We start from the raw sequence: 16,917 nt of genomic DNA, 5'->3' as shown, positions 1-16,917 counted from the left end.
AAGGGTAGCCGTCCGCACATTTCCGGGTTGGCCGGAGCCGGGTCGTACGCTGCGTGCTGTGGACACGGCGGCGCGCACGGGAGAGACGGCACAGACCCTGGACCGGGGCCTGCGGCTGCTGCACCTGGTCGCGGACGCGCCGGGCGGGCTCACAGTCACCGAGGCGGCGCACCGGCTGGGCATCGGCCGGGCGGCCGTCTACCGGCTGGTCGGCGCGCTGACCGGCCACGGCATGCTCCGGCGTGACGGCGAGGGCCGCCTGCGCATCGGCGTGGGCGTGCTGCACCTGGCCCGCCGCGCCCAGCCGCTGCTGGCCGAGGGTGCGCTGCCCGCGCTGCGCCGGCTCGCCGAGGGCACCGGGGCGACCGCCCACCTCACGGTGGTCGAGGGCGGCGAGGGGGTCGCGCTCGCGGTGGTCGAGCCGAGCTGGACGTCGTTCCACGTGGCGTACCGGACCGGCACCCGGCACCCGCTGGAACGGGGCGCCGCCGGCCGGGCGGTACTGGCCGGGCGGGCCGGCGATCCGGGGCCGGTGAGTACCAGCGGCGAGCTTCAATCAGGCGCATACGGGGTGGCGGCGCCGGTGATCGGTGTGCCCGGGCTGGAGGGGAGCGTCGGGGTGGTGTCGCTGACCCCGCTCGACGTGGCGGACGTCGGCGCCCAGGTCACCGCCGCCGCCGAGGCGGTCGCCGCCGCGCTCTCCTGACCCCGCATGCCCCCACGCCCTCGCGCCCTCGCGCCAGCTCGGGGAAGTGGCTGCATCAACGCGGCCCGGACACCGCCACCTCCCCGAGGTGGAGTCGATCAAGCCAGCTCAAGGCACCGGCGGCCACACGGCCCAGCCCACCCCGGAACCCTCACACCACAGACCCTCACGCCAGCTCGGCGACGTGGCTGCATCAACGCGGCCCGGATGCCGCCACCTCCCCGAAGTGGAGTGGATCATGCGCTGATCGAGGGCCATAGCACACGGACAGGGGCGGTCGGGGGTTGTCCACAGGGCGCGGCGGGTGGCACGGCTGCGGCTGTCCACAGGGGTACCGATCTCGACCCGTACGCCGCCACGCTCGTCACATGCCACCTCATCCTCATCGACCATCGGAGTTGGCCTGGCAGGTCTTCCGGGGCTCGGAAGCGATCCGGCGCGGGCTGCTGTCCCGGCATCATCTGCGGGGTGCGTCCTGGATCCGGCTCCGGCAGGACGTCTACGCCGACGCGCGGCTCGACCGCGACCACGCGCTGGCCTGCCGCGCGGCGCTGCTACGCATGCCACCCGGTGCGGCGATCGCCGGCCCGTCGGCGGCCTACCTGCACGGGGTCGAGCACGCCGCCGACTTCACCGACGACGTGCACGTCCTGCTGCCGGCCACGGTCCGGGCCGACTCCCAGCCGGGTGTCCGGGTGCACCACGCCCCGATGTCGAGCACCCGCAGCGGCCTCCTGGTCCCCGCCGCCGCAGCCGCGCGAACGAGCCCAACCGCCGGCACGAACCCACGCGCCAGCACGAACCCACACGCAGGCACGAACCCATACGCAGGCACGAGGTCGCCCACCGACACGAAGCCACCCGCAAGCACGAGGTCGCCCGCAAACACGAGCCCACCCGCAAGCACAAGGTCGCCCGCCGGCACGAAGTCGCGCGCCGGCACGAAGTCGCCCGTCGCGGCGTCGTCCGCGGCGGACCGCCCACCGGGCACACCGGGCCGGACCAGACTGCTGGACCCGGCCGACCTCCGCAACCGGCCCGCATCGCCCGGTCCGGTCATCCCGTCCTCAGCCGCGGCATCGAACCCGTTCGCGGGGTCGTACCCCGGCGCGGCGATGATCCTGGCCGGGCCGCCGCCCCGCACCGAGCCGGCCGCCTGTGCCTGGGAGACAGCGGTCTGGGCCGATCCCGTCAAGGCGGTCGGCATCATCGACGGGCTGCTGCGTACCGGTTCGGTGAACCGGTCGGCGCTGGCGAGCGAGGCGGCCCGGAACGCCTGCCGCCCCGGTGGGCGGCGAGCCGCGTGGGTGTTCGGCCTGACCGACGGGCTGGCCCAGTCCCCGCCCGAGTCCCACCTGCGGGTCCGCCTCGTCCTCGCCGGCCTGCCCCGCCCGGTGGCCCAGTATCCGGTGCGTGTGCCGACCGGCCTGATCCTGCACCCCGACCTGGCCTGGCCGGAGTTCCGGGTCGCCGTCGAGTACGACGGTCAGTGGCACTCCGACGCGGACCGGATGCACCTCGACCGGCGGCGGCTCAACCAGCTCGTCGCGGCCGGCTGGCTCGTGTTGCACGTGACCGGCCGCCGTCTGCGTAAGGAGTTCCCCGCCCTGGTGCGGGAGATCCGCGCCGCACTGGTGGCCCGGGGGTGGCGGCCGTGACACCCGCCGGAACGCCGAGGTGGCGGCGTCCGGGAACTCCGGACACCGCCACCTCGGGGAAACTGTCGTTACGGTCGTACGTTCGGCTTGACCGGGGTCTTCACCGCGGCGTAGGCGTCGACGATGCCGTAGCCGTAGAAGCCGTTGAAGTTCAGCGAGCCCGCGCAGTACGCGTCGAACTCGGCGTCCCGGCCCTCGTTGGTGTAGCTCTGCAGCCGCGGCTCCGGGCAGGCGTGCTCGGCCGCCGTCCGGTAGAGGTGCTGCTCGACCAGGTTCGGCGCCATGCCGTAGCCGTTGCGGCCCTGCTTCTTGCCGTGCTTGCTCACGATCAGCGCCGCCACGCCCGAGACGTGCGGGGACGCCATCGAGGTGCCCTGGAGGTAGGTGTAGTAGCCACACTCACCCTTGGCGGTGCACTGCTTGAACACCGAGTTCTCGAAGCCGGCGACGATGTCGCCGTTCTCGTCGACCGACCCCTCCTCCTGGAGCACCTTCTTCGGGTACGTGGAGAGGATCATGTTGGCGTCGGTGCGGTACGTGTCGGTGCCGAAGCCGTCCCGGAACCAGCCACCCGGCGCCGCCACCGAGATCTGCTCGGTGCCGTAGTTCGAGTAGTCCGACTTCTTGCCGGACGGGCCGACCGCCGACACGCCGATCACGTGCGGGCCCTCGACCGGCAGGTCCCAGCAGGTCGCGTTGTCGATCGGGCGCGGGTACGGGTCGGCGCCGTAGTCCGGGCTGCTCACGTCGGTGCGCGGCGCGCCCAGGTCCTCGTGGTTGTTGCCGAGCGAGCCGACGAGCGTGACGCCCTTGTGGTGCGCGAAGTTCAGCGCCCGCTTCATCGCCTCGATGACGGTCCGCTGCTCGGCCTGCGCCTCCGGCGAGTCCGCCGGGTTGGCGGTGCAGTTGTAGAGCCACGGGTCGACGTAGAAGGACATGTTGACCACGTCCAGCCCGGAGCGGCCCGCGTGCACCAGGGAGTTCACCACGGGGTTGAGGAAGAAGTAGCCGCTGTCCTGGCCACCCTTCAGCTCGACCAGGGAGACGTTCGGGGCCACGCCGGAGAGGCCGAAGCCGTTCGCGGCGGCGCCGATGGTGCCGGCCACGTGCGTGCCGTGCCCGCCGTCGTCGGTGCCGACCGGGTCGAGGCAGCTCGCCACCTCGCACGGGCCGTCGACCTCGGGGATGTCCGGGGCGAAGTTGCGCGACAGCGCCCAGTTGAAGTTCGGCGCGAGGTCGGGCTGGCTGGCGTCGACGCCGGTGTCCAGGATGCCGACGGTGACCCGGCGGTCGCCCGGCTCGATCTTGCGGGCCTTGTCGGCCCGGATCATGTCCAGACCCCAGAGCTTGTCGTCGAGCGGGTCCATCTTCTTGCCGTTGTTCCTGGCGGCCTTGCCCTTGGTCGCCGCGGCGGCCAGCAGGTGCTCCTGCTCGACCCGGTCCAGCTTCGGCTTGCGGCCGATCGCCTTCTCCTCGGCGGCGCCGACCAGCGCGCCGGCCGCGGTGGCCCGGCTGGCGAAGTCCGCCCGGTCGCTGGTGACCTGGAACAGGCCGACGTCGTCGGTGCGGGCGACGACCTTGCCACCGGCGGCGGCGATCGCGGCGATCGCGGCGTCGGTGGAGACGCCGCTCTCGGCCAGCACGGTGAAGGTCCGGGTGTCCGACGGCGCGGCGTTCGCCGGGATGCTCAGACCGGTCACCGTGAGTGCCAGCGAGGCCGCAGCCGCGACCGCGCCGACGGTGAAGCGCTTGCTCACCACATCAGATCCTCTCGTTGAGGGACGTGGTGTCATCCCACATCACGGGAGCGGGTTCCGCCAGATCGACGTCCGTTATCGGCGGCAACTAGGCATTCGCGTTCGCCACGGTGGTGAGCACCGTGGACAGTCCGGCGAGCGTGGACACTTCGGCGTCCGGTTCGAGGCCCCGCGGGCGGGGCAGTCCGGCCCGGTTGAGCCAGACGGCACGCAGTCCGGCCCGCTGGGCGGCGGCCACGTCGTGCTCCGGCGAGTCGCCCACGTGGACGATGCGCGCGGCGGGCAGCCCGGACGCCGCCACCACCGCCGTGAAGAACTCCGGCGCCGGTTTCTTGGGCACGCCGCCCTCGTGCGCGTACACCTCGAAGGCGAACTGTTCGGCGAGGCCGCAGCGTTCGGCGCGGCTGTTGCCGTTCGTGGCGAAGCCCAGCATGTGGTGCGGGCGCAGCGCCGCCAGCGCGGGCAGCACGTCCGGGAAGGGGCGGCTCAGCGCGTACCGGCGGGCGAAGAACAACGCCGCGAACTCGTCCAGGTCCGCCTCCAGCCCGGCCCGGGCCAGCGAACGGGCCAGGGCGGCCCGCCGGATCTCCTGCACCGGGGCGGCGCTGAGCGCGCCGAAGACCGCACCCCAGTCCCCCTCCAGGTCCGCGAGCGCCACGGCGGCCGCCGCCGCATCTCGTCGAGTACGGCGACGAGCGCGCCGGTGACCGCCGGGCGCAGGTCGACGAGTGTCTCGTCGGCGTCGAAGACGACGGCGCCGCGCGGGCCGCTCATCGCTCGCCGGTCAGCACCGGCTCGGCCGGCGCAGTCGCCGAGGTCGACGGTGTGCCCCGCAGTTCGTCCGCCCGGACCAGTGCGACGCCGCCCAGGATGAGCGCCCCGCCGGCCAACTGGATCAGGCTGGGCAGTTCGTCGAGCACCAGCCAGGCGATCAGCACCGCGAACATCACCTCGGTCAGCCCCACGAAGGAGGACAGCCGTGCCCCGAGCAGCCGGGTGCCGGCGACACCGGCGAGGTACGCGACCACGGCGGCGATCAGCGACAGCCCGGCGATCGGCACCAGCCAGCTCACCCGGTGCCCGCCGAAGGTGACATCGGCGGTGCCGGCCGCGAGCGGCAGCGCTCCGAGGCCGCCGAGCAGCAGCAGCGCCACCGCGCCGACGGCCATGCCAGCGCTGGCCATCACCACCGAGGGCAGGCCCGCGTCGATCCGCCCGGCGATGACGAAGTATCCGGCCAGCCCGACGCCCGCGCCGAGACCCCAGAGCACGCCCACCGGGTCGAGTCGTCCGGCGCCGGTGAGGTCGAGGACGAGCCCCAGCCCGCACAGGGCGGTGACCGAACCGGCCACCGTGAGTAGCCGGGGGCGCTGACCGTGGACCAGCCACATCCATCCGACCACGAGCACGATGCCGAGGTATTCGAGCAGGAGCGCCACGCCGACCGGGAGGTAGCGGACCGCGTTGAAGAAGCAGGCCTGCGCAGTGGCCACGCCGAGCAGCCCGAACAGCACCACGCTTCCCGCGTTACGGCGCAGCACTGTCCACCTGCCGCGCAGCGCCAGCACGGCGGGTACGGCGAGCACCAGCGCGGCGATGCCGACCCGGGCGATCACCACGGCGACCGCCGACCACTCGCCGGTGATCAGCGGGCGGGCGAAGGTGCCCGAGGTGGCGAACGTGATCGCGGAGAGCAGTGCCAGGCCGAGCCCGACGCTTGACCGTTCACGCATCGGCATCTCCTGGTCATGAGTCAAGGGAGGTTATGCTGATGACGCTAGGCGTAGCCTCCGACAGGAGTCAAGTTGCTTTTCGCCCATGACACCGAATGCGCGCTGGTCAGCGTCGCCGCACTGGTGAACACCGCCGGCGACGATCGGGAAGGGCTGCCCGACGTGGCCGCCCTGGACGCCTTCTTCACCGCCCACGGGTGGAGCGGCCGGCACGAGCACACCGACGCCGAACTGCGCCAGGTCCGCGCGCTGCGGCCCCGGCTGCGCCGCATCTGGTACGCCGACACCGACGAGGTGGTGGCGATCGTCAACACGCTGCTGCGCGAGTCGCACGCGCTGCCGCAGCTCGTCCGGCACGACGACGAGCCGTACCACCTGCACGCCGTGCCGCGGGACGCGCCGCTGGCGACCCGGATGGCGGTCGAGGCCGCGATGGCGATGGCCGACCTGGTCCGGATGGGCGAGCTGAGCCGGCTGCGGCACTGCGACCACCCCGACTGCGACAACGTGCTCGTCGACCTGTCCCGGAACCGGTCCCGCCGGTTCTGCGATGCCGGGTGCGGCAACCGGGCCGCGGTGAGCGCCTACCGGGCCCGCAGGGCCGCCGCGTCCCACTCCTGACGCGTCGCGGGCCAGGCGTCGCGGCGCAGCTCGTACTCCACCTCGCCGTGCTCCGTACCCGGGATCGGGTCGTCGAAGGCCAGATGGAAGCTGCGGACGTAGCGCAACCCGGCGCGGGCCATGACCGCGCGGGAGCGGTCGTTGACGGCCATCGTCTGAGCCCACACCCGGCGGACGCCGACCGTGTCGAACGCGTGCCGCACCAGCGCCCGCGCGCCCTCGGTGGCCAGCCCGTGTCCCCACGTCGCGCGGCGCAGCCGGTAGCCCAGCTCCGCCTCGCCGCCGTCGTCGGACGGGTCGAGCGAGTGCCAGCCGAGGAACTCTCCGGTGAACCGGTCGAGCGTCGCCCAGCGGCCGAGCCCGGGATGCCGGGCGTACTGCGCGAGCACCCGGGGCAGCACCTCGTCCCGGTACGTCGCGGCCGGGGTCGGCGCGCCGCCGGTCAGGAAGCGCATGACCTCCGGATCGGCGTCCAGCGCCACCAGCCGATCCACGTCGTCCATCGTGAACCGGCGCAGCGTCAGCCGCGCGGTCTCCAGCAACACACCGCCGTCGTCACGCACGGTCGGATCATGCCGCGCCCACTGTGACGGGTCGAGGCAATTACCGGCGGCGGCTCAGGGGTGGGTCATCCGGAGCAGGTCCAGGGCCTCGTCCAGCTGGGTCTCGGTGAGCTTGCCCGAGTCGACGTGCCCCCGGGCGATCACCACCTCGCGGATGGACACCTGCTTGGCCAGCGCCTCCTTGGCGATCGAGGCGGCCTCGTCGTACCCGAGGTGGCGGTTGAGCGGGGTGACGATCGACGGTGAGCCTTCCGCGTACGCCAGGCAGACCTCGGCGTCAGCGACCAGGCCGGCCACCAGCCGCTCGGCGAACAGGCGGCTGGACGCGGCGATCAGCTTGATCGACTCCAGCAGGTTGCGGCCCATCACCGGGAGCATCACGTTCAGCTCGAAGTCGCCCTGCGACCCGGCGAAGGCCACCGCGGCGTCGTTGCCGATCACCTGGGCGCAGACCTGCCGCATCGCCTCGGCCACCACGGGGTTCACCTTGCCCGGCATGATGGACGACCCCGGCTGGAGGTCGGGGATGCGCAGCTCACGCAGCCCGGCGCGAGGGCCGGAGCCCATCCAGCGCACGTCGTTGGCGATCTTGTAGAGACCGACCGCGATGGTACGGAGCTGGCCGGACGTCTCCACCAGCGCGTCCCGGGCGCCCTGCGCCTCGAAGTGGTTGCGCGCCTCGGTCAGCGGCAGCCCGGTCGACTCCCGCAGCTTGCCGATCACCCGGTCGGCGAAGCCCAGCGGCGTGTTGATGCCGGTGCCCACAGCGGTGCCGCCCAGCGGCAGCTCGGCCAGCCGGGGCAGCGCCGACTCCAGCCGCTCGACGCCGTAGCGCACCTGCGCGGCATACCCGCCGAACTCCTGCCCGAGCGTGACCGGCGTGGCGTCCATGAGGTGGGTACGCCCGGCCTTGACCACCGTCTCGAACTCGGCCGACTTCTCCTCCAGCGCCCCCGCGAGCTGCTTCAGCGACGGGATCAGATCCTCCACCACGAACTGGGTGGCGGCCAGGTGGATCGAGGTGGGGAAGACGTCGTTGCTGGACTGCGACGCGTTGACGTGGTCGTTCGGGTGCACGTCACGGCCCAGCTCGCGGCTCGCCAGGGTGGCGATCACCTCGTTGGTGTTCATGTTGGACGACGTACCGGAACCGGTCTGGAACACGTCCACCGGGAACTGGTCGTCGTAGCCGCCCTCGGCGACGTGCGCGGCGGCGGTGGCGATCGCCTGCGCCACGTCCGCCTCGATCACCCCCAGCTCACCGTTCACCAGGGCCGCCGCCCCCTTGATCTGCGCCAGGGCCTTGATCTGGGCCGGTTCCAGCCCGCGCCCCGAGATCGGGAAGTTCTGCACCGCGCGCTGGGTCTGCGCCCGCCACAGCGCCTCGGCGGGCACCTCCACCTCGCCCATCGAGTCGCGTTCGATCCGGTAGCCGGTCGCCTCTGGAGTCGTCACGCGTTCCATCCTGCCGCGCCACCGGTCGGTGTGCAGGGAAAGTGGCGTGGCCCTCAGCCCAGCTCGGCGAGCAGTCTCTCGGTCTCCCGCCGGTCCGGCGACTCGACCTGGCGGAACAGCGCCAGCGCCCGCCCGGCGTACCGGCGGGCCTGGTCGGGGTCGGTGTGACGCAGGCAGCGGGCCATGCCGTCGAGCGCGCAGGCCTGCTCGTAACGGGCGCTGAGCCGGGTGGCGTCGGTGAGCACCCGGCGGTGCAGGTCCAGCGCGCTGGCGACGTCCTCCTGGTCCAGCATCGCCCGGGCCAGGAGGTTCCGGGACGCACACTGCCCGCCCAGGTCCCCGGCGTCGTTCATCGCCATCAAGGCCTCCCGATGCAGCGCGGCGGCCTGCTCCGGCCGGCCCTCCTCGCGCTCCATCATGCCCAGCTCGTTGAGCAGCTCGCCCTCGCCGTAGCGGTTGCCGATCTTGCGCTTCAACGTCAGACCGGTACGCAGGAGCCGCCGGGCCGGTCCACGCTCGCCGCGCCGGTGCCGGACCATGCCCAGGTGGCCGACGGCGTTGCCGAGCTGACGCGGGTCGCCGACCTGCCGGGCGAGCGCCAGATGGTGGCGGCACTTCCGCAGGGCCTCGTCGTACCGCCCGGACCACATCAGGCAGAGCGAGAGGTTGTTCAGCATGTTGGTCAGCGCGAACGGATCGCCCAGCCGGCGGGCCAGCGCGGCCGACGCGTCGTACATCTCGATGGCCTGCCTGTGGTGCCCGTCCACCGCGTAGGCCGTGCCGAGGTTGTCGAGCGCCTTCCGCAGCTCGACCGGCCGGTCGAGCCGCCGGTAGATGCCGACCACCACCTCCATCCGCCGGATCACCTCGGCGAAGCGCGCCCGGCGGTAGTCGGCCGACGCGAGATAGTTGTGCATCGTCGCCACGGCCTCGTCGTCGCCCAGACGCTCGGCGGCCCGCAGGCCGATCTGGTGCGTCTCGATCAGGTCGTCGAGGTGACCACCGTAGAAGTTGACGGTCCAGCCCACCCGGGCCAGCTGCCAGCTCTGCCGGAGGAAACCCTCGGCCTCCGCCAACCGGACCAACGCGGTCAGCGTCGGGCGGTTCTCCTCCAGCCACGGCCGGCCGAGAACGACGGTGGCCGCCACCAGGTCGGGCCGTACCGGCTCCGATCGGGCGAAAATGCCGTGCGGAGCGGTCTGCTCCAGAGTCAGCGCGACGGCGGCGGCGACGTGCAGGTGATGATCGAGCAGCCGGGCGATCGCCGCCCGTCGCTCGTCGCCGGTCTCGCGTTCCGCCCCGAGCGTGTGGGCGTACTCCCGGATGAGGTCGTGCAACCGGTACCGGCCGGGTTCCACCTCCTCGACGAGGTGCGCGTCGACCAGTTCGTCGAGTGCGTCCTGCGCCTCCGACAGCGGCAGCTCCGCGAGCACGGCCGCCACCCGGTTGTCGATGCGGCTGCCCGGGTGGAGTCCGAGCAGCCGGAACACCCGCTGCACCACCGGCGGCACCTGCTCGTACGACAGCGCGAAGGCACGCGCGACCGAGCGCTCCCCGACGGTCAGCTCCGCCAGGGGATCGGCCGCCCCGGCCAGGCGTTCGGCCAGGTCGGCCACCCGCCACCGCGGCCGGTGCGCGAGCCGCGCCCCGGCCAGCCGCAGCGCGAGCGGAAGGTGTCCGCAACGGCGCGCCACCTCCGCCGCCGCCTCCGGCTCGGCGTCGACCCGTTCCGCGCCGGCCACCCGGGCCAGCAGCTCGACCGCCTCGTCGGCATCGAGTACCGGCAGGGAGGTGGGCCGCCCCGCGTCCACGCCGACCAGCCTGCGGCGGCTGGTGATCAGCACGGTGCAGTCCCGCCCGTTGGGCAGCAGCGGGACGACCTGCGCGGCGTCCGCGGCGTTGTCGAGCACCACCACGGCCCGCCGGTCGGCCAGTTCGGAACGCCACATCGCCAGCCGGCCCGCCAGGTCGGCCGGAACCCGCTCGGCCGGCACACCGAGCTGCTGGAGCAGGATGGCCGCCGCAGCGGCAGTGCTCAGCGGGCTGCGGTCGCTGTGCCCGTGCAGGTCGACGAAGAGCTGCGCGTCGGGGAACCGGTCGACGAGCGCGCTCGCCACCTGAACGGCCAGTGTGGTCTTGCCGCTGCCGGCCATACCGTCCAGGAGCTGGACCCGGCTTCCCTCCTCGGCGACCTCCTTGACCAGTCGGGCCACAGTCTGCTGGCGCCCGGTGAAGTCGCTGATCGCCCGGGGCAGCGCCCGGACCGGCGCGGTGACCCGGCTCTCCGGCACGCCCAGCACCAGGTCGCCGCCGAGCACCCGCTGGTGCAACTCCTGCAACGCCGCGCCGGGCTCGATGCCCAGCTCCTCGGCGTAGATCCGGCGGCCCTCCCGGTAGACGGCGAGCGCGTCCGCCTGCCGGCCGACCGCCGAGAGAGCCAGCATCAGCTGCCCTCGCAGCCGTTCCCGCAGCGGGTTGTGCTCGACCGCCTCGGTCAGCTCGTCGACCAGTTCGGTCCCCCGGCGCAGCCGCAACTCGACGTCGACGCAGTCCTCCAGCACGGCGAGCCGCTGCTCGTCGAGCGCCTGGGCCCGCAGTCGCACCAGCCGGGCCGGGATACCGGCGAGCGCCGGACCGCGCCACAGCGCCAGCGCCGCCCGATAGTGACGGCGGGCCTCGGCAAACCGGCCGGCGGCGGCCTCGGCGCGGGCCGTCTCCACGGCGCGGGCGAACATGTCGGCGTCGAGGTCGTCCGGCTCGATCCGGATGCCGTAGCCCGCCGGGTCGGTCACGATGGTCCCGGCCGGCAGCCCGAGCGCCGCGAAGCGCTGCCGCAGTCGCGACACACAGATCTGGAGCTGGGTCCGCGCGGTCGCCGGGGGACGTTCCTCCCAGACGGCGTCGACCAGATCCTCCACCGGCACCACCCGGCCGGGGCGCAGCAACAGCATGGCGAGCACGGTGCGATCCCGGCCCGCGGTGACGGTGGCTTCGCCGCCGCCGACCCGCAAGGGCCCCAAGATCCCGAATCGCATCCGCGCCCCCGCCTGCCGCCATGCAACTTCCAGCAGCGTAGCCCGGCGGTCACCGAGCGGCGCGGCGAGGCGATAGCGATCCGATAGCGACGGCGCACAGACTCGTCACCGGTTGTCGGTGACGACATCCGACGGGGGCGGTGCGCCTGTCCGGCCACCCTGCCGGGCAGGCGCACCGATGTCGATGCATGACGAACACGCCGAGGGGCGCCCGGACCATCCCGGACGCCCCTCGTGTACGTCTGCCGTCAGCGCCGGCCGACGGTGAGGACCGGCTTGGTGACCTCGGCGAAGAAGTCGTTGCCCTTGTCGTCGACGACGATGAAGGCGGGGAAGTCCTCCACCTCGATCTTCCAGACCGCCTCCATGCCCAGCTCGGCGTACTCGAGCACCTCGACGTGCTTGATGCAGTCCTGCGCCAGGCGGGCGGCCGGGCCGCCGATCGAGCCGAGGTAGAAGCCGCCGTGGGCCTGGCAGGAGCGGGTGACCTGTGCGGACCGGTTGCCCTTCGCGAGCATCACCATCGAGCCGCCGGCCGCCTGGAACTTCTCCACGTACGCGTCCATCCGGCCCGCCGTGGTGGGACCGAACGAGCCGGAGGCGTAGCCCTCGGGGGTCTTCGCCGGGCCGGCGTAGTAGACCGCGTGGTCGCGGAGGTATTGCGGCATCGGCTCGCCCGCGTCCAGCCGCTCGGCGATCTTCGCGTGCGCGATGTCCCGGGCCACGACGAGCGGGCCGGTCAGGGACAGCCGGGTCTTCACCGGGTACTTCGACAGCTCGGCCCGGATCTCGTCCATCGGCCGGTTCAGGTCGACGCGGACGACCTCCTCGGTCTCCAGCGTCTCGTCGGTGACGTCGGGCAGGTAGCGCGCCGGGTCGGTTTCGAGGCGCTCCAGCCAGACGCCCGACGGGGTGATCTTCGCCACCGCCTGCCGATCGGCCGAGCAGGAGACCGCGATCGCCACCGGGCAGGAGGCACCGTGCCGGGGCAGCCGGACCACCCGTACGTCGTGGCAGAAGTAGCGCCCGCCGAACTGAGCGCCGATGCCGAAGTTGCGGGTCAGCTCCAGCACCTCGGCCTCCAGCTCCAGGTCACGGAAGCCGTGCGCGCTCATCGAGCCCTCGGTGGGCAGCGCGTCGAGGTACTTCGCGGAGGCGTACTTCGCGGTCTTCAGCGCGTACTCGGCGGAGGTGCCGCCGATGACGATCGCCAGGTGGTAGGGCGGGCAGGCCGCGGTGCCGATGAGCCGCAGCTTCTCCTCCAGGAACTGCATCATCCGCGTGGGGTTCAGCAGCGCCTTGGTCTCCTGGTAGAGGTAGGACTTGTTGGCCGAGCCGCCACCCTTGGCCATGAAGAGGAACTTGTACGCGTCGGCGTGGCCGTCCGGGTCCTCGGCGTACAGCTCCACCTGGGCGGGCAGGTTGCTGCCGGTGTTCCGCTCGTCCCACATGGTCAGCGGGGCGAGCTGGGAGTAGCGCAGGTTCAGCCGGGTGTACGCCTGGTAGACGCCGCGCGAGATCGCCTCCGCGTCGGTGCCGTCGGTGAGCACGTGCCGGCCACGCTTGCCCATCACGATCGCGGTGCCGGTGTCCTGGCACATCGGCAGCACACCGCCGGCCGCGATGTTGGCGTTGCGCAGCAGGTCGAGCGCGACGAAGCGGTCGTTCGGCGAGGCCGCCGGATCGTCGATGATCGCGCGGAGCTGAGCCAGGTGGGCCGGGCGCAGGAAGTGGGCGATGTCGTGCATCGCCTCGGCCGTCAGCGCGGTCAGCGCGCCCGGATCCACTGTGAGGAACCGGCGGCCCCCGGGGCCGTTGACGACGTCCACGCCCTCGTCGGTGACCAGGCGGTATTCGGTCTGGTCGGGACCGGTCGGCAGCAGGGGTGCGTACGAGAAGGCGGCGGCACTGCTCATGACCGAAAAGCCTAGGGCAGAGCTGTCGATCGGTGGCACCCGCAGGTCGGTCCTGGGACGACGCTCTCACCCGCTGTCACTTGCCGTCGGCGCAGAGTTCCCGTTTCGGTCCGCAACTTCCCTGGTCGCTGGGTGGGCGCCAGCTGCCTCCGGGGTTCGGCGCCACCGGCGCGCCGTCCTGGCCCGGCCCCGGCGCCTCGGACGTGCCGGCGCCCCAGCGGACGTACCCGATCTCCCGCCCCTCGCCGATGATCATGCCGTTCGGGCCGACCGCCAGCGCGTTCGCCGAGGTACGCAGCTCGACCAGCACCCGGCCCTCCCGCGGCTCGACCGCGATCAGCCGCGACGGCTTCTCCTCGCTGATCACCGCCGCGTACGGGGTGAGCGCCGCACCGCTCTTGCCGCCCGCCGGCCGGGTCCAGCGGGTCCGGTCGGCCGACAGTTCCCGCCCGAGCAGCGAGCCCTTGTCGGCGCTGCGCACCACGGCGTACCGGTCGTCCACGGCGAGCAGCTTCTCACCGTCCGCGCCGACCTGGAGCAGCCGGCCGTCGTACCCGTCGAGCACCGCCTCACGCCCGTCCGGGGCGACCCCGATGATCACGTTGCGCCCGCCCTGCGGATCCTCCCGCTGCACGCAGCCGGCGTAGTCGGCGGTGCGCAGGTTGATCCCGGTACGCCGCCACACCTGCTGACCGGTGGCCGGGTCCACGGCGGTCACGGCGTAGTAGCAGCTCCCGTCGCGGGAGGTGGCCGCGATCCGCAGCAGCCGGCCGCCGACCACCGCGAGCCGCTCCTCGCGGCCGGGCTGGACGTTCTGGAGCACCCGGCCGGTGGCGGTGTCCACCACGTGCACCCGCCCGTCGACCGGGAAGCCGAGCAGCGGCGGGACGGACTCCGGCCCGGCCACCCCACCGTCGATCCGGGTGGCGCCGAGCCGCCGGGTGCCCAGTAGTTCCGGGTTGTCGGCGAGCACGCCGCTGTGCACGCCGGGCAGGAACGCGCTCCACAGCGGAGCGGTGCCGCGCGGCTCCCAGGCGCGCAGCGTGCAGTCGGTGGCCTGCACGCAGTACGCGTCCAGCAGCCGGTTCCGGTAGGTCCAGACGGCGATCGCGCGGTCGTCGCGGCGGCGGGTCACGCCGCTGACCGGGTCGAGCACCTCGTACCCCTTGTCGAGCAGCCGGCCCACGGCGACGACCGACTCCCGGCCGCTGCCCGCGACCGCCGACCAGTCGGCCTTGCGCTCCCACAACTGGCCGCCGTCGGCGAGGTTGCGCGCCTCGATGCGGGTGCGCTGCTCGACGATCACTGTGTCGCCGGCGATGGTGACGCTGCGCGGCGTGCCGCCGACGCGCTGCTGCCAGACCACGTCCGGCTCGGAGATCGGCTTGCTGCGGTCGACCCAGTCCCACAGCGCCGGGAACGGGTTCCAGACGCCTGTCGCGGCGAGTACGACCACGGTGACGAGCCCGAGCAGCAACCAGCCGCGTACCCCTAGGCCCTTCACACCGCACACGGTAGCGACGATCACCGGTCCCCCGGGCCGCGTGCGGTGCGTGTCGCGGCGCTTCTTGGGCGGTCCGGGGTGTTAATAAGGGGCCCTTCCACCTCCGGAGGCGTTAACAGGGGGCCCTTCCTTACCCGCGGGCGGCGGAGCGGACCAGCGGCAACGTCCGGTACGGGATCTGCTCGGCCAGCGCGATGATGGTGGACGCGCGCCGGATGCCCTCCGAGGCGACGATCTGGTCGATGACCCGCTGGAGGTCGGTGTTCGACCGGGCGACGATCCGGCAGAGCAGGTCGCTGGAGCCGGTGATGGTGTGCGCCTCCAGCACCTCGGGGATCGCGGCCAGGTGCGCGGTGACCTGGTCGTGGCCGTGCCGCTGGCTGATCTCCAGGGTGACGAAGCTGGTCACCCCGAAGCCGATCGCGGCGGGGGTGATGTCCGGCCCGAACCCGGTCACCACTCCCCGGCCGACGAGCTTGTCGAGCCGGGCCTGGACCGTGCCGCGGGCCACGCCGAGGCGACGGGAGCACTCCAGCACGCCGATCCGGGGCTCCTCCGCGAGCAGTTCGATCAAGCGAGCGTCCAGCTCGTCGAGCTGTACATCCTGACCAGTGTTCATGGTGTCCCACCGTACCGAATGCACAACCTGACCAGGAATAACGTCAACTGTTGCCCAACTCACTGCGGTCCGTAGATCCTCGCCGGAAGAGCACATCCACGGCGGCCCACGAGGCCGGCCGGTACGCGAGGGAGGCCACCATGACCCAGGCGATCGACCGACCCCAGTCGACCGAGGAGGTCGACGTCGACGCTCTCGTCGGCGCAGTCGACCACGACATCACCCGCGACCCGTTCCCGGTCAAGGGCATGGACCACGTCCACTTCCTGGTGGGCAACGCCAAGCAGGCCGCGCACTACTACTCCACCGCGTTCGGCATGACGTGCGTGGCGTACCGGGGGCCGGAGCAGGGCTACCGCGACCACGCGCAGTACGTGCTGACCAGCGGTTCGGCCCGCTTCGTGCTGACCGGCGCGGTCCGCCCGGACGCCGACGGCGCCGGGCACGTGGCGAAGCACAGCGACGGCGTCTCCGACATCGCGCTGGAGGTGCCGGACGTGGACGCCGCGTACGCGCACGCCGTGGCGCAGGGCGCGACCGGCCTTGTCGAGCCGCACGACGTCAGCGACGAGCACGGCACCGTCCGGATGGCGTCCATCGCCGCGTACGGCGACACCCGGCACAGCCTGGTCGACAGGTCCCGCTACACCGGCCCGTTCCTGCCCGGCTTCGTCGCTCGCGGCCCGATCGTGGACCGGCAGCCGATGATCGACGCCGGCCTCCAGCCGAAGCGGTTCTTCCAGGCGGTCGACCACGTGGTCGGCAACGTGGAGCTGGGCCGGATGGACGAGTGGGTCGAGTTCTACAAGCGCGTCATGGGCTTCTCGAACATGGCGGAGTTCATCGGCGACGACATCGCCACCGACTACTCGGCGCTGATGAGCAAGGTCGTCGCCAACGGCACCCGCAAGGTGAAGTTCCCGCTCAACGAGCCGGCCGTGGCCCGCAAGAAGTCGCAGATCGACGAGTACCTGGAGTTCTACCAGGGCCCCGGCGCCCAGCACATCGCCGTGGCCACCAACGACATCCTGGCCAGCGTGGACGCCATGCGCGCCGCGGGTGTCGAGTTCCTGGACACCCCGGACTCGTACTACGAGGACCCGGAGCTGCGCGCCCGCATCGGCAACGTCCGGGTGCCCATCGAGGAGCTTCAGTCCCGCAAGATCCTGGTCGACCGGGACGAGGACGGCTACCTGCTCCAGATCTTCACCAAGCCGGTGCAGGACCGCCCCACCGTCTTCTTCGAGCTGATCGAGCGGCACGGCTCGCTCGGCTTCGGCAAGGGCAACTTCAAGGCCCTGTTCGAGGCGATCGAGCGCGAGCAGGAGAAGCGCGGGAACCTGTAACACT

Annotated in this window: 12 protein-coding genes and 1 pseudogene; 4 read left to right on the top strand and 9 right to left on the bottom strand. The window is 72.5% G+C overall.

All coding sequences use genetic code 11. The annotated features are described in order from the left end of the window. Nucleotides 1–58 precede the first annotated feature (58 nt). Together ML5_RS13415 and ML5_RS13410 are read left to right on the top strand one after the other, a co-directional pair. Nucleotides 59–706: an IclR family transcriptional regulator gene (locus ML5_RS13415; protein WP_013475046.1), complete on the top strand. Its 648-nt coding sequence runs from the start codon at nucleotides 59–61 to the stop codon at nucleotides 704–706. Between the two features lie 368 nt (nucleotides 707–1,074). After that, a complete protein-coding gene (locus ML5_RS13410) occupies nucleotides 1,075–2,364 on the top strand; it encodes a hypothetical protein (protein ID WP_041784182.1) in 1,290 nt (429 codons plus the stop codon). Nucleotides 2,365–2,432: 68 nt separating this feature from the next. Here ML5_RS13410 and ML5_RS13405 read toward each other — a convergent pair whose 3' ends face one another. The 3 genes and pseudogenes from ML5_RS13405 to ML5_RS13395 all read right to left on the bottom strand — a co-directional run bounded on the left by ML5_RS13405 (nucleotide 2,433) and on the right by ML5_RS13395 (nucleotide 5,854). Then, entirely contained in the window at nucleotides 2,433–4,121 is a 1,689-nt protein-coding gene (locus ML5_RS13405) for a S8 family serine peptidase (RefSeq protein WP_030272055.1), read from the bottom strand. An 88-nt stretch (nucleotides 4,122–4,209) separates the two neighbouring features. Continuing rightward, nucleotides 4,210–4,895, bottom strand: a pseudogene (locus ML5_RS13400) (HAD family hydrolase). Next, complete coding sequence (locus ML5_RS13395; RefSeq protein ID WP_013475045.1) at nucleotides 4,892–5,854, bottom strand: DMT family transporter; 963 nt, start codon at nucleotides 5,852–5,854, stop codon at nucleotides 4,892–4,894. Before ML5_RS13395 ends, ML5_RS13400 begins: the two are co-directional and overlap by 4 nt. A 72-nt stretch (nucleotides 5,855–5,926) precedes the next feature. Between ML5_RS13395 and ML5_RS13390 the strand changes: the two genes are divergently transcribed. Continuing rightward, nucleotides 5,927–6,475, top strand: coding sequence for a CGNR zinc finger domain-containing protein (locus tag ML5_RS13390; RefSeq protein ID WP_013475044.1), 549 nt, complete (start codon nucleotides 5,927–5,929; stop codon nucleotides 6,473–6,475). Here ML5_RS13390 and ML5_RS13385 read toward each other — a convergent pair. From ML5_RS13385 to ML5_RS13360, 6 genes are all read right to left on the bottom strand, one after another. Beyond that, the gene (locus tag ML5_RS13385) at nucleotides 6,439–7,038 is read right to left on the bottom strand and encodes a GNAT family N-acetyltransferase (RefSeq protein WP_013475043.1); all 600 of its coding nucleotides are present in this window, start codon (nucleotides 7,036–7,038) and stop codon (nucleotides 6,439–6,441) included. The genes ML5_RS13390 and ML5_RS13385 overlap by 37 nt on opposite strands. 54 nt (nucleotides 7,039–7,092) lie before the next feature. Beyond that, the gene (locus ML5_RS13380; RefSeq protein WP_041784180.1) at nucleotides 7,093–8,493 is read right to left on the bottom strand and encodes a class II fumarate hydratase; all 1,401 of its coding nucleotides are present in this window, start codon (nucleotides 8,491–8,493) and stop codon (nucleotides 7,093–7,095) included. Between the two features lie 53 nt (nucleotides 8,494–8,546). Beyond that, the gene (locus tag ML5_RS13375; RefSeq protein WP_013475041.1) at nucleotides 8,547–11,528 is read right to left on the bottom strand and encodes an AfsR/SARP family transcriptional regulator; all 2,982 of its coding nucleotides are present in this window, start codon (nucleotides 11,526–11,528) and stop codon (nucleotides 8,547–8,549) included. A gap of 248 nt (nucleotides 11,529–11,776) precedes the next feature. After that, nucleotides 11,777–13,444 (bottom strand): fumarate hydratase, encoded by a 1,668-nt coding sequence (locus ML5_RS13370; RefSeq protein WP_013288918.1) that lies wholly within the window; start codon nucleotides 13,442–13,444, stop codon nucleotides 11,777–11,779. A gap of 76 nt (nucleotides 13,445–13,520) precedes the next feature. Then, a complete protein-coding gene (locus ML5_RS13365) occupies nucleotides 13,521–14,957 on the bottom strand; it encodes a PQQ-binding-like beta-propeller repeat protein (RefSeq protein ID WP_083816979.1) in 1,437 nt (478 codons plus the stop codon). A 121-nt stretch (nucleotides 14,958–15,078) separates the two neighbouring features. Beyond that, on the bottom strand, nucleotides 15,079–15,567 hold the full coding sequence (locus ML5_RS13360) for an Lrp/AsnC family transcriptional regulator (protein ID WP_013288920.1): 489 nt from the start codon (nucleotides 15,565–15,567) through the stop codon (nucleotides 15,079–15,081). A 140-nt stretch (nucleotides 15,568–15,707) separates the two neighbouring features. Between ML5_RS13360 and hppD the strand changes: the two genes are divergently transcribed. Next, nucleotides 15,708–16,913, top strand: coding sequence for a 4-hydroxyphenylpyruvate dioxygenase (gene hppD, locus ML5_RS13355; RefSeq protein WP_013475039.1), 1,206 nt, complete (start codon nucleotides 15,708–15,710; stop codon nucleotides 16,911–16,913). The last annotated feature ends 4 nt before the right edge of the window (nucleotides 16,914–16,917 follow it).

This window comes from Micromonospora sp. L5 (assembly GCF_000177655.2).
Classification (GTDB): Bacteria; Actinomycetota; Actinomycetes; order Mycobacteriales; family Micromonosporaceae; genus Micromonospora; species Micromonospora aurantiaca.
Note: the sequence above shows the minus strand (reverse complement) of the source record. Positions and strands in the feature narration are given on the sequence as shown.